Below are 11532 nucleotides of genomic sequence, written 5' to 3'. Positions count from 1 at the left end.
GACCAGGGTGACCTGCTGCGCGACGAGATCACCGCGATGCAGGACCTGCTCGGCAGGCTGCACGGACCGGGCGACGGCGGGCGCGCGTGAGCCGCCCCGTCGAGGGCTGGAGCGCGCGCCAGGCCGACGAGCCGCAGTGCGTGGTCCAGACCCGCGCGGGCGCAGCCGTGCTGCTCGACGCGCTCGCTCGCGCGGTGTCGTCGGCGGGCTTCCGCGTGCGCAGCGTCGACGGCGGCTTCGACGCCGCGCGGGGGATCAGCGGGGGCTACCTCCTGTCGGAGGTCGTGCAGCTGCCCCTCATGACCGCGCTCGCGCGGGTCGAGCTCCAGGTCCGGCTGGCGACCGACGTCGCGCCCGGGGACGACGCGCGCGCGCTCGTGACCTGCGTCGCCGGCGCGCACGAGCTCGGCGCGAGCAAGCGCGTCGCGCGGGCCCTCACGCAGGCCAGCGCGGTGCTCGAGCGGTCGGGCTCGGACACGCTGGTCACCGACTGGAGCGCCGCCTGGCAGCGCGGGACCGACCAGGCGGTCTGACGGGCCAGCGGCCCTGCCGTCACTCCAGGACGAACGTGACCTCCAGGACCACCTGGTAGGCGCTCACCTTGCCGTCGGTGACCTCGACCTTCTGGTCCTTGACCCACGCGCCGGACACGTTGCGCAGCGTCGCCGACGCGCGCTCGATGCCGGTGCGCACCGCGTCGTCGAAGCTCGTCTCAGAGCGGGCGCTGATGCTGGTGATGCGGGCGACTGACGACATGCTCGACCTCCGTGGGACGGGACGTCGGTCGGTGCGGCGCGAGCGCCGGACGGTGCTGCCGCCACCGGCCGTCCTCTCGACTCTCGTCGCGTCGCCCGGACCCCGCAACCGCTGGCCGGTGCGGCCCGCGGGCGTGCGTCGCGCGGGGATCAGGGGGTCAGCCGCCGTGACAGCGCCTCGTCGAGCGCCCGCGCGTCGCCGACCACCCGGACGTCCTGCGGCCTGCGCCGCCCCCAGACGAGCAGCGCGAGGTCCTGCGCGGTGGCCTCGACGGTGACACGCGGGCCGGCGCCCTCGTGCCCGTCCGCCGGCAGCGCTGGCGCGCCCAGCAGCCACGACCGGGCGGCATCGGTCGCGACGAGGCGCACGGGGGCGTCGAGCGGCTGCATCCGGCCCATCGCCTCCTGACGCGGCTGCATGACGGTGACGACCTCGTCCACGGTGTCGGACCACACGAGCGGGTCGTCGTCGACCGGCAGGCCCGACGACGCCCGCAGGTCCCACAGGTGCACAGTCGTCTCGTGCAGCTGCCGGCGCCGCCACCACGAGGCGGGGCCGTTCCCGACGAGCGTCCAGCCCTCCGTGTCGCCCAGGCGCTCGAGCGTCTCGCGCAGCTCGGTGGCCTGCGCGGCGTAGAGCTCGTCGAGCACGAACGGTCCGCGTCCGAGCGGGGTCTCCTGCCGCTTGGCGGCCTGCCCTGCCGCCCAGTGGTGGATCCGGCTCAGGTGGACGACGAGGTTCCGCACGCGCCAGCGGCCGCACCAGGGGATCGGGGTGGCCGGGTCGACCTCGCCGATCGAGGACAGGAACTCGGCCTGTGCTCCGCGCAGGAGGTCGAGGTGGTCGAGCTGCGCTCCTGCGGGTGCCTGCGACATGGGACCATGGTGGGGTCGTGTGTCGTGACCGAGAAGGTCCCGCGCGGCCGACGACCGTCGAAGTACCGCCAAGTCACCCACAGTCCCGCCCGGACGACGAGCCAGAACCGGAGCACCCACCGCGTGTCCCCGATCCCGAGTGCCGCAGCCGCAGCGCGCATCCGCCCTGCCGCCACCGCGCCCGAGCTCCTGCGCAACTTCTGCATCATCGCCCACATCGACCACGGCAAGTCGACGCTGGCCGACCGGATGCTGCAGCTCACGGGCGTGGTCGACGCACGCGCGATGCGGGCCCAGTACCTCGACCGCATGGACATCGAGCGCGAGCGCGGCATCACGATCAAGTCGCAGGCCGTGCGCATGCCGTGGGCGGTCCCGGACGAGACAGGCTCGCTCCAGCCGTACGCGCTCAACATGATCGACACGCCCGGTCACGTGGACTTCACGTACGAGGTCTCGCGCTCGCTCGCGGCGTGCGAGGGCGCGGTGCTGCTGGTCGACGCGGCGCAGGGGATCGAGGCGCAGACGCTCGCGAACCTCTACCTCGCGCTCGAGAACGACCTGCAGGTCATCCCGGTGCTCAACAAGATCGACCTGCCCGCGGCGCAGCCCGAGAAGTACGCGGACGAGCTCGCGCGCCTCGTCGGAGGCGACCCGGCCGACGTGCTGAAGGTGTCGGGCAAGACCGGGGTCGGGGTCGAGGAGCTGCTGGACCGCATCGTGGAGCTGGTCCCGGCGCCGGTCGGCGACGCGGACGCGCCCGCACGCGCCATGATCTTCGACTCGGTCTACGACACCTACCGCGGCGTCGTCACGTACGTGCGCGTGGTCGACGGCAACCTCAACCCGCGCGAGCGCATCGCGATGATGTCGACCAAGGCGACGCACGAGCTCCTCGAGATCGGCGTCATCAGCCCGGAGCCGGTCCCGACGAAGGGGCTGGGCGTCGGCGAGGTCGGCTACCTCATCACGGGCGTGAAGGACGTGCGCCAGTCGAAGGTCGGTGACACCGTCACCAACTCGGCCAAGCCTGCGGCCGAGGCGCTCGGTGGTTACTCCGACCCCAAGCCCATGGTCTTCTCGGGCCTGTACCCGATCGACGGCTCGGACTACCCGGTGCTGCGCGACGCGCTCGACAAGCTCAAGCTCAACGACGCCGCGCTCAACTACGAGCCCGAGACCTCGGTCGCGCTCGGCTTCGGATTCCGCGTCGGCTTCCTGGGCCTGCTGCACCTCGAGATCGTCCGCGAGCGCCTCGAGCGCGAGTTCGACCTCGACCTCATCTCCACGGCGCCCAACGTCGTCTACGACGTCGTCATGGAGGACCGCACCGAGGTCCACGTGACGAACCCGTCGGAGTTCCCCGGCGGCAAGATCCGCGAGGTGCGTGAGCCGATCGTCAAGGCGACGATCCTCGCCCCGGCGGAGTTCATCGGCGCGATCATGGAGCTCTGCCAGACCAAGCGCGGCGACCTGCAGGGCATGGACTACCTGTCCGAGGACCGCGTGGAGATGCGCTACACGCTCCCGCTCGCCGAGATCGTGTTCGACTTCTTCGACCAGCTCAAGTCGCGCACGCGCGGCTACGCGAGCCTCGACTACGAGCCCACGGGCGAGCAGGTCGCCGACCTCGTGAAGGTCGACATCCTGCTGCAGGGCGAGCAGGTCGACGCGTTCTCCGCGATCGCGCACAAGGACAAGGCGTACGCGTACGGCGTGATGATGACCGCCAAGCTCAAGGACCTGATCCCGCGCCAGCAGTTCGAGGTGCCGATCCAGGCCGCGATCGGGTCGCGCGTCATCGCGCGCGAGACGATCCGCGCGATCCGCAAGGACGTGCTGGCCAAGTGCTACGGCGGCGACATCTCCCGCAAGCGCAAGCTCCTCGAGAAGCAGAAGGAGGGCAAGAAGCGCATGAAGACGATCGGTCGGGTCGACGTGCCGCAGGAGGCCTTCATCGCCGCACTGTCGTCGGACGCCGCTGCGCCCAAGGACGCCAAGAAGAAGTGACGTCCCCGCTCGTGAGCACGCCCGCATGAGCCCCGCCCTTCCCGACGGGGACGAGGCGCCCGCCGACGGCGCCCTGCCGGCGTCCGTCGTCGCGGGTGCGCAGACGCGCGCGTTCGGTGTGTACCTGCACGTGCCGTTCTGCACGGTGCGCTGCGGGTACTGCGACTTCAACACCTACACCGCGGTCGAGCTCGGTGGCGGAGCGAGCCAGGCGTCGTACGCCGACACCGCCCGGCGTGAGGTGGCGCTCGCCTCGGGTGTGCTGCGCACGGCCGGGCTGCCCGAGCGCGAGGTGTCCACGGTCTTCGTCGGCGGAGGGACCCCGACGGTCCTGCCGGTCGACGACCTCGTCGGGATGCTGCGTGCGGTCGACGACGCCTGGGGCCTGGCCGACGACGCCGAGGTGACCACCGAGGCCAACCCCGACTCCGTGACCCCGCAGTCGCTCGCGGCGCTCGCCGCCGGTGGGTTCACGCGCGTCTCGTTCGGCATGCAGTCAGCGGTGCCGCACGTGCTGCGCACGCTGGAGCGCACGCACGACCCGTCGCGCATCGCCGACGTCGTGACGTGGGCGCGCGACGCAGGGCTCGACGTGTCCCTCGACCTCATCTACGGCACGCCGGGGGAGTCGCTGGAGGACTGGCGGACCTCGCTGGAGGCGGCGCTCGCGACGGGCGTCGACCACGTCTCGGCGTACGCGCTCGTGGTCGAGGAAGGCACCCGGATGGCCGTGCAGGTCCGCCGTGGCGAGCTGACGCTGCCCGACGCCGACGACCAGGCGTCGAAGTACGAGCTCGCCGACGACCTGCTGACCGAGGCCGGCCTGGGCTGGTACGAGGTCTCCAACTGGGCGCGCGGCGCGCGGCACGCGTGCCGGCACAACCTCGCGTACTGGCGCGGCGACGACTGGTGGGGGATCGGTCCGGGCGCGCACTCGCACGTCGGCGGTGTGCGCTGGTGGAACGTCAAGCACCCGCGTGCCTACGCCTCGCGGCTCGAGTCCGGGCTGAGCCCAGCGGCCGGACGTGAGGTGATCGACGACGAGGCGGCGGCGCTCGAGCGGCTCATGCTGCACGTACGACTCGCCGAGGGGATGCCGCTCGCGGAGATGACGGCCGACGAGCGCGGGCGCGTCGCGGCGCTCGTCGCGGACGGCCTCGTCGACGGCCGGGTGCTCCTCACCGAGCGGCGCCTCCTGCTCACCCGCCGCGGCCGGCTCCTCGCCGACCTCGTCGTCCGCACGCTCGCAGGCTTCGGAGCCTGACCTGGCAGCGGGCCGCGGCGGTGCGCCCGTCGTGGGGCACCGCCGCGGCCTGAGACGTGCTACTTGATGAAGCGGATCGAGACCGGGTAGCGGTACCACTCGAACTTGCTCGCCGCGACGGCCGCCATGATCTGCAGGACCAGCGCGCCGATGCCCGCGGCGATCAGGATGACGATCCCGACGACGACGAGCAGGAGGATCGAGCCCACGATGTAGACGATGAGCAGCGTGAGCTGGAAGTTCAGCGACTCCTTGGCCTGGTGCTCGAGGTATGCCCCGCGGCCCTTGAACACGAGCCAGATCACGAGCGGCGCGAGGAACGAGAACACGAACGGCAGGAGGTGACCGAGGATCGCCCAGGTCTTCTCCTCGTCGGGGCGCAGCGGCTGCGGCGCGTTGAAGGCGGGCGGCGGCGGCGCCGCGCTCCAGCCCTCTCCGCCGTTCGGGGGGGTCGTGCTCACGGTGTACCTCCTGGTGGTGGTCGTGCCGGGTCGCTCGTGCGAGCGTCTGCAGGCAGGGTAGTGGGTCCAGGTCGTCCACGGGTCCTGCACGGTTCCTTGACATGCCCCGTCGGCTTCGGTTCGCTTTCGGCGGGCCACCTCGGCCCGCCGTCACTGAAGGAGACGCATGAGCGACAACACGCCGCGACCGGAGGACGACAACCCGCCGGTCCCGCCTGCCGCAGAGGCGCAGCCGCAGCAGCCCGAGTCGCCCGCTGCTCCGTCCCAGCCGGCGAGTGCCTATCCGCCGCCGGCGGACCCGTACGGCACACCGCCCGCCGCAGGTGCCCCCGTGCCACCGCCGGGCGCCTACCCGCCGCCCCCGCCCGGCGCTTACCCGCCGCCCTACGGGGCGCCCCCCGCCGGGTACCCGCAGCCCGCAGGAGTCGACATCGGCTCCGGCTTCTCCTGGGCCTGGAAGGCGTTCACGCAGAACGCTCTCGCCTTCGTGATCGGCACGCTGCTGTGGGCGGTCGTCATCGGCGTCGTGTGGTCGGTCGTCTTCGCCGTGTTCGGTGGCTTCTCGCGGCTGGCCGACAACGCGGGCGCGAGCTACTTCGCGGTGGCCTCCACCGGCTTCGCCGGCATCGCCTCGACGCTCCTGTCGAGCCTGCTGTCCGGCCTGTTCATCGCCTCGCTGCTCGGTGCGGCGTTCAAGGTGGCCGACGGCCGTGCGGTCTCCGTGGGCGACCTGTTCGACTTCTCCGCCATCAGCCCGAAGTTCGTGCTCGCGCTGCTGTTCGCGATCGCGAGCCTCGTCGCAGGCCTGATCCCGTTCCTCGGGGCGCTCCTGTCGCTCGCGATCTACTACTTCGGCTTCTTCGCGTTCCACCTGTTGGTGGACCGAGCTCGACCCCCGGTCGACTCGATCAAGGAGAGCATCGCGCTGCAGACGAAGGACTGGGGCTCCTCGATCCTGACCGTCGTCATCACGTGGGTGATCACCTTCGTCGGTGCGCTCGTGTGCGGCATCGGCCTGCTCGTCGCGATCCCCGTGGCCGCGCTGTTCACCGTGTACTCGTTCCGCCGGCTGACGGGCGGGACCGTCACGGCTCGCGCGTGACCGCCTGGTACGCACGAGGGGCACCGCGGCCCGCCCGGGGTCGGGTGCCCCTCGTGCGTACGTGACCTTGTCGCGGGCCTCACGCCGTGACGAAGTCGATGAGCTCCTCGACGCGCCCGAGCAGCGAGGGCTCGAGGTCCGCGTAGCTGCGGACCGTACGCAGGATCCGCTTCCACGCCTGGGCGACGTCCGCCTGGTCGGCGGCGGGCCAGCCGAGCTCGCGCAGGATGGCGAGCTTCCACTCGGTGCCGCGCTCGATGGTCGGCCACGACTGCAGGCCGAGCCGCTCGGGGCGCACGGCCTGCCACACGTCCACGTAGGGGTGCCCCAGCACCAGCACGGTGTCTCGCGGCGCCGCGCGCAGCGCGTCGGCGGCGATCCTCGCCTCCTTCGAGCCGGGCACGAGGTGGTCGACGAGCACGCCGACGCGGCGGTCCGGGCTGGGGGCGAAGTCACGCAGAGCGTCCACGAGGTGGTCGACACCCTCGAGGAGCTCGACGACGACGCCCTCGATGCGCAGGTCGTCGCCCCAGACCTTCTCGACCAGCTCGGCGTCGTGCTTGCCCTCGACCCAGATCCGCGACCCGCGGGCGACGCGCGCCCGGGCCCCGTGCACGGCGCGCGAGCCGGAGGCGGTGCGCTCGGGGGCGCGGGGGGCCGTCGACGTCACCGGTGGCGTGAGGCGCACGGGCTCGCCGTCGACCCAGAACCCCGGGCCGAGGGGGAAGGTGCGGGTGCGTCCGTGCCGGTCCTCGAGGACCACCACGTGCTGGCCCCCCGACTTCTCGACGCGCACGACTGCGCCGACCCACCCGGTCGTGACCTCCTCGACGACGAGGCCGCGCTCCGCCGCCTGGGGCCGCGAGACCCGTGGTGCGCGGTGGTGCTCGGGGCGCGCGGCACCCGTCCCGCCGCCGAGCACGTCGCTGCCGTACCGATCCATCTCGACCTCCGTCCTCCGGTCCGTCACCCTAGGGGGCGTGGCGGACCGCACGGCCGGAACCGGACGGGCGCGGCGTAGGATTGGCACTCGGCAGGGTCGAGTGCTACACGCGGGGTGCGACCGGGCAGTGCCAGGGGAACGGCCGGACGGGTAGCGGTCGACGGGCGACGGCGAAGGACGGAGGCGGCGATGAGCGACGAGCGGCGGATGGACGTGCTGCGCGCGATCGTCGAGGACTACGTCGCGACGAGCGAGCCTGTGGGCTCGCGCGCCCTCGTCGAGCGCCACTCGCTCGGGGTGTCGTCGGCCACCATCCGCAACGACATGGCCGCGCTCGAGGACTCGGGGTACATCGCCCAGCCGCACACGTCCGCCGGTCGCATCCCGACCGACAAGGGCTACCGCGTCTTCGTCGACCGCCTGACGACCGTCAAGCCGCTGTCGGCGCCCGAGAAGCGCGCGATCGGCGCGTTCCTCGAGGACGCCGTCGACCTCGACGACGTCGTGGACCGCTCCGTGCGCCTGCTCGCGCAGCTCACCCACCAGGTCGCGGTCGTGCAGTACCCGTCGCTGCGGCGCTCGACGCTGCGGCACGTCGAGCTCGTCCCGCTCGCCCCGCGGCACCTGCTCGTCGTGCTCATCACCGACACCGGCCGCGTCGAGCAGCGCACGCTCGAGACGTCGCTCGACCTCACCGAGCCCGTCGTCGCGCAGCTGCGGGTCACGCTCAACGCGCGGGTCGCGGGCCGGCGCATCGGCGAGCTCGCGGGCCTCGTCGACGACCTGGCCGAGCAGTACTCCGCGGACGAGCTGGCGCTCCTGCGGCGGGTCGTCGGCGTGGTCGAGGAGACCCTCACGCAGGAGAGCGAGGAGCGGGTGGTGCTCGCGGGCACCGCGAACCTCGCGCGGGGCAACGACGACTTCGCACGCAGCCTCGGCCCGGTCCTCGAGGCGCTCGAGGAGCAGGTCGTCCTGATGCGCCTGCTGTCGGACATGGCGGAGGACAACGCGACCGTGTCCGTGCGCATCGGGCACGAGACCCGGCACGACGGGCTCGTCAGCACGAGCTTCGTGACCAGCGGGTACGGCGACGAGAGCGGCGCGTCGATCGCCCGCGTGGGCGCGATCGGCCCGACGCGCATGGACTATCCCGCGACCATGGCATCGGTGCGCGCCGTGGCCCGCTACCTCACCCGGATCCTCGCCGGGTGACTGCCTCCCGCACCCGGCACACCCAGACGACGAACACCCGGACGCCCAGGCGTCCTGACCGCCCGACGAGCCCGCCAGGAAGCGAGCACACCACCTCGTGAGCAACGACTACTACGAGATCCTCGGCGTCGCGCACGACGCGACGCCCGAGCAGATCAAGAAGGCCTACCGGAAGCTGGCGCGCGAGCACCACCCCGACGTGGCGGGCGACGACCCGGCCGCGGAGGACCGGTTCAAGGACGTCTCGCGCGCGTACGAGGTGCTCGGCAACCCCGAGAAGCGCCGCGCGTACGACCTGGGCGCCGACCCGTCGTCGCCCGGCGGCGGCATGGGCGGCGGCTTCGGGTTCCAGGACATCTTCGAGACGTTCTTCGGTGCGGCGACGGGTGCCTCGGCGCAGCGTGGGCCGATCCCGCGCTCGCGGCGCGGCCAGGACGCGCTCGTGCGGCTGGACCTCGACCTCACCGAGGTCACGTTCGGCGTGCACCGCGAGGTCGCGGTCGACACCGCGGTCCTGTGCCCCACCTGCCAGGGCTCGTGCTGCCGGCCCGGCACGTCGCCGCGCACGTGCGAGGTCTGCCACGGTCGCGGCACGGTGCAGCGGGTCGCGCGCTCGTTCCTGGGCCAGGTCATGACGAACCAGCCGTGCGCGGCCTGCCGCGGCTTCGGCTCGACCATCCCTGAGCCCTGCACGGAGTGCGCGGGCGAGGGTCGCGTGCGCTCGCGCCGCACGCTCGCGGTCGACGTCCCCGCGGGCGTCGACACGGGCACGCGCATCAAGCTCACGGGTCAGGGCGAGGTCGGCCCGGCCGGCGGCCCGGCCGGCGACGTCTACCTCGAGGTGCGCGAGCGTCGGCACGAGGTGTTCCAGCGTGACGGGGACGACCTGCACGCGACGCTCTCGGTGCCGATGACGGCGGCGGCACTCGGCACGGTGCTGACGCTCGACACGCTCGACGGCCCGCAGGAGGTCGACCTGCACCCCGGCACGCAGCCGGAGCAGGTCGTCACGCTCAAGGGCCTGGGCGTCGGGCACCTGCACGTGGGTGGGCGCGGCGACCTGCACGTGCACGTCGACGTGACGGTCCCGACCGCGCTGGACGACGAGCAGGTCGAGCTCCTGCAGCGCCTCGCGGCCCTGCGCGGCGAGGAGCGTCCGGAGGCGCGGTTCGCCGCGTCGCACCAGGGCGTCTTCAGCAAGCTGCGCGACAAGCTCGCCGGACGCTGAGGTGACGGCTCCCGTCTTCCTCGTCGAGCCGGGCAGGCTCGACGAGGTGACCTCGGGCGACGTGTTCCGGCTCGACGGCGCCGAGGGTCGCCACGCGGGCGTCGTCCAGCGCCGGGCGCCCGGGGAGCGCGTCGACGTCGTCGACACGCGTGGCGTGCGCCTCGTCGGCGTCGTCGCGAGCGTGGGCGCCGACGGCGTGGACGTGCGGGCGGAGGCGGTCGTGCGCGAGGTCGCACCGGACGTGCGGCTCGTGCTCGTGCAGGCGCTCGCCAAGGGCGACCGCGACGAGCTCGCCATCGAGGCCGCGACCGAGGTGGGCGTCGATGCGGTGGTGCCGTGGCAGGCGGAGCGCTCGATCGTCGTGTGGCGGGGCGAGCGCGCCGCCAAGTCGCGGGCCCGCTGGCTCGGGACGGTCCGCACCGCGGCGAAGCAGGCCCGGCGCGCCTGGGTCCCCGACGTGGACGTCGCGATCGAGTCGAAGCCGCTCGCGGCGCGCACGCGGCAGGTGGTCGCCGACGGCGGCGCGGTGCTCGTGCTGCACGAGGACGCCACCGAGCCGCTGTCCGACGCGATGCTGCCGACGGCGGGCGACGTGCTGGTCGTCGTCGGCCCCGAGGGTGGGATCGGCGACGACGAGCTCGCCCGCCTGACGGACGCCGGCGCGCGGCCGGTGCGCCTGGGCCCGCACGTCCTGCGCACGTCGACCGCCGGCCCGGTCGCACTCGCGCTGCTCTCGACGCGCCTCGGCCGCTGGTCGTAGGCGCTGGTCCGCATGGCGACGGCGCCGGTCCCGCGAGTCTGCACTCGCGGGACCGGCGCCGCTCTCACGCGCCGCCGTGCGTCAGGAGGGTGACGCCGGCGGGTGGCTCAGCGCGTGTCCGCCGTGGACGAGACCGCGGCGCGGCCTGCCTCGAGCCGCGCGACCGGCACGCGGAACGGGCTGCAGGACACGTAGTCCAGCCCGACCTCGTGGAAGAACCGGATGCTCTCCGGGTCCCCGCCGTGCTCGCCGCAGACGCCCAGGTGCAGGTCCGGACGCGCCGCCCGGCCCTCCTCGACGGCGATCCGCACGAGGCGTCCGACGCCACGGGTGTCGATGGTCTCGAACGGGGAGACCGCGAGCACGCCGTTCGCCGTGTACTGCGCGAAGAACGCACCCTCGACGTCGTCACGCGAGAAGCCCCACGTGGTCTGGGTCAGGTCGTTCGTGCCGAACGAGAAGAACTGCGCCTCGGTCGCCAGACGGCCGGCCGTGAGTGCTGCGCGCGGGAGCTCGATCATGCAGCCGACCGGCAGGTCGAGCCGCTGGCCCGTCTCGGCGGCGACCTCCGCCATGATCGTCAGCGCCTCCTCGCGCACGAGCCGCAGCTCCTGCACCGAGCCGACGAGCGGGACCATGATCTCGGGGCGCGGTGCGTGGCCGTCCGCGAGCAGCCGGGCGGTCGCCTCGCAGACCGCGCGGATCTGCAGCGCGAACAGCCCGGGGATCACGAGCCCGAGCCGGACGCCACGCAGGCCGAGCATCGGGTTGGCCTCGTGCATGCGCCGCACGGCGCCGAGCAGCGCGACGTCGTGCGCGTCCACGTCGCCGCGCGCCTCGGCCAGCGCGACCTTGACCGAGAGGTCGGTCAGGTCGGGCAGGAACTCGTGCAGCGGCGGGTCGAGCAGGCGGATCGTCGCC

12 protein-coding genes are annotated in these 11532 nt (G+C 73.1%); 7 read left to right on the top strand and 5 right to left on the bottom strand.

Going from position 1 to position 11532, the window contains the following annotated elements; all coding sequences use genetic code 11:
- Positions 1 to 86 precede the first annotated feature (86 nt).
- Positions 87 to 533: a hypothetical protein gene (locus CWIS_RS10600; RefSeq protein ID WP_048343258.1), complete on the top strand. Its 447-nt coding sequence runs from the start codon at positions 87 to 89 to the stop codon at positions 531 to 533.
- 19 nt (positions 534 to 552) lie between these two features.
- On the opposite strand, the gene CWIS_RS10595 is transcribed toward CWIS_RS10600, so the two are convergent.
- Both CWIS_RS10595 and CWIS_RS10590 read right to left on the bottom strand, forming a co-directional pair.
- Complete coding sequence (locus CWIS_RS10595) at positions 553 to 756, bottom strand: dodecin family protein (protein WP_048343257.1); 204 nt, start codon at positions 754 to 756, stop codon at positions 553 to 555.
- A 149-nt stretch (positions 757 to 905) separates the two neighbouring features.
- Positions 906 to 1631 (bottom strand): maleylpyruvate isomerase family mycothiol-dependent enzyme, encoded by a 726-nt coding sequence (locus CWIS_RS10590; RefSeq protein ID WP_048343256.1) that lies wholly within the window; start codon positions 1629 to 1631, stop codon positions 906 to 908.
- A 123-nt stretch (positions 1632 to 1754) separates the two neighbouring features.
- Between CWIS_RS10590 and lepA the strand changes: the two genes are divergently transcribed.
- Positions 1755 to 3641, top strand: a complete 1887-nt coding sequence (gene lepA / locus CWIS_RS10585; protein WP_048343255.1) for a translation elongation factor 4 — start codon at positions 1755 to 1757, stop codon at positions 3639 to 3641.
- A 25-nt stretch (positions 3642 to 3666) separates the two neighbouring features.
- Positions 3667 to 4905 (top strand): radical SAM family heme chaperone HemW, encoded by a 1239-nt coding sequence (gene hemW / locus CWIS_RS10580; RefSeq protein ID WP_048343254.1) that lies wholly within the window; start codon positions 3667 to 3669, stop codon positions 4903 to 4905.
- A gap of 59 nt (positions 4906 to 4964) precedes the next feature.
- Here the strand turns inward: hemW and CWIS_RS10575 are convergent, their stop codons facing one another.
- Complete coding sequence (locus CWIS_RS10575) at positions 4965 to 5366, bottom strand: DUF4870 domain-containing protein (RefSeq protein WP_048343253.1); 402 nt, start codon at positions 5364 to 5366, stop codon at positions 4965 to 4967.
- A 166-nt stretch (positions 5367 to 5532) separates the two neighbouring features.
- Here CWIS_RS10575 and CWIS_RS10570 point away from each other — a divergent pair, with 166 nt between their 5' ends.
- Complete coding sequence (locus CWIS_RS10570; RefSeq protein ID WP_053071671.1) at positions 5533 to 6468, top strand: hypothetical protein; 936 nt, start codon at positions 5533 to 5535, stop codon at positions 6466 to 6468.
- Between the two features lie 79 nt (positions 6469 to 6547).
- Here CWIS_RS10570 and CWIS_RS10565 read toward each other — a convergent pair whose 3' ends face one another.
- On the bottom strand, positions 6548 to 7411 hold the full coding sequence (locus CWIS_RS10565) for a DUF3097 domain-containing protein (protein WP_048343252.1): 864 nt from the start codon (positions 7409 to 7411) through the stop codon (positions 6548 to 6550).
- A 189-nt stretch (positions 7412 to 7600) separates the two neighbouring features.
- Between CWIS_RS10565 and hrcA the strand changes: the two genes are divergently transcribed.
- The 3 genes from hrcA to CWIS_RS10550 all read left to right on the top strand — a co-directional run bounded on the left by hrcA (position 7601) and on the right by CWIS_RS10550 (position 10611).
- Complete coding sequence (gene hrcA, locus CWIS_RS10560; protein ID WP_048343251.1) at positions 7601 to 8623, top strand: heat-inducible transcriptional repressor HrcA; 1023 nt, start codon at positions 7601 to 7603, stop codon at positions 8621 to 8623.
- A gap of 97 nt (positions 8624 to 8720) precedes the next feature.
- Positions 8721 to 9851 (top strand): molecular chaperone DnaJ, encoded by a 1131-nt coding sequence (gene dnaJ, locus CWIS_RS10555; protein WP_048343250.1) that lies wholly within the window; start codon positions 8721 to 8723, stop codon positions 9849 to 9851.
- A gap of 1 nt (position 9852) precedes the next feature.
- Entirely contained in the window at positions 9853 to 10611 is a 759-nt protein-coding gene (locus tag CWIS_RS10550) for a 16S rRNA (uracil(1498)-N(3))-methyltransferase (RefSeq protein WP_048343249.1), read from the top strand.
- Between the two features lie 107 nt (positions 10612 to 10718).
- Here CWIS_RS10550 and CWIS_RS19425 read toward each other — a convergent pair.
- On the bottom strand, positions 10719 to 11532 hold an 814-nt coding region (locus CWIS_RS19425; protein ID WP_048343275.1), incomplete at its 5' end, for a putative PEP-binding protein.

The organism is Cellulomonas sp. A375-1, from assembly GCF_001040865.1.
GTDB classification, from domain to species: domain Bacteria; phylum Actinomycetota; class Actinomycetes; order Actinomycetales; family Cellulomonadaceae; genus Cellulomonas; species Cellulomonas gelida.
Note: the sequence above shows the minus strand (reverse complement) of the source record. Positions and strands in the feature narration are given on the sequence as shown.

What these genes read in the sequence shown, in the direction of transcription:
- CWIS_RS10590 (WP_048343256.1), bottom strand. Translation starts at nt 1,631, where the DNA reads ATGTCGCAGGCACCCGCAGGAGCGCAGCTCGACCACCTCGACCTCCTG.
- CWIS_RS10565 (WP_048343252.1), bottom strand. Translation starts at nt 7,411, where the DNA reads ATGGATCGGTACGGCAGCGACGTGCTCGGCGGCGGGACGGGTGCCGCG.
- hrcA (WP_048343251.1), top strand. Translation starts at nt 7,601, where the DNA reads ATGAGCGACGAGCGGCGGATGGACGTGCTGCGCGCGATCGTCGAGGAC.
- CWIS_RS10595 (WP_048343257.1), bottom strand. Translation starts at nt 756, where the DNA reads ATGTCGTCAGTCGCCCGCATCACCAGCATCAGCGCCCGCTCTGAGACG.
- hemW (WP_048343254.1), top strand. Translation starts at nt 3,667, where the DNA reads ATGAGCCCCGCCCTTCCCGACGGGGACGAGGCGCCCGCCGACGGCGCC.
- CWIS_RS10570 (WP_053071671.1), top strand. Translation starts at nt 5,533, where the DNA reads ATGAGCGACAACACGCCGCGACCGGAGGACGACAACCCGCCGGTCCCG.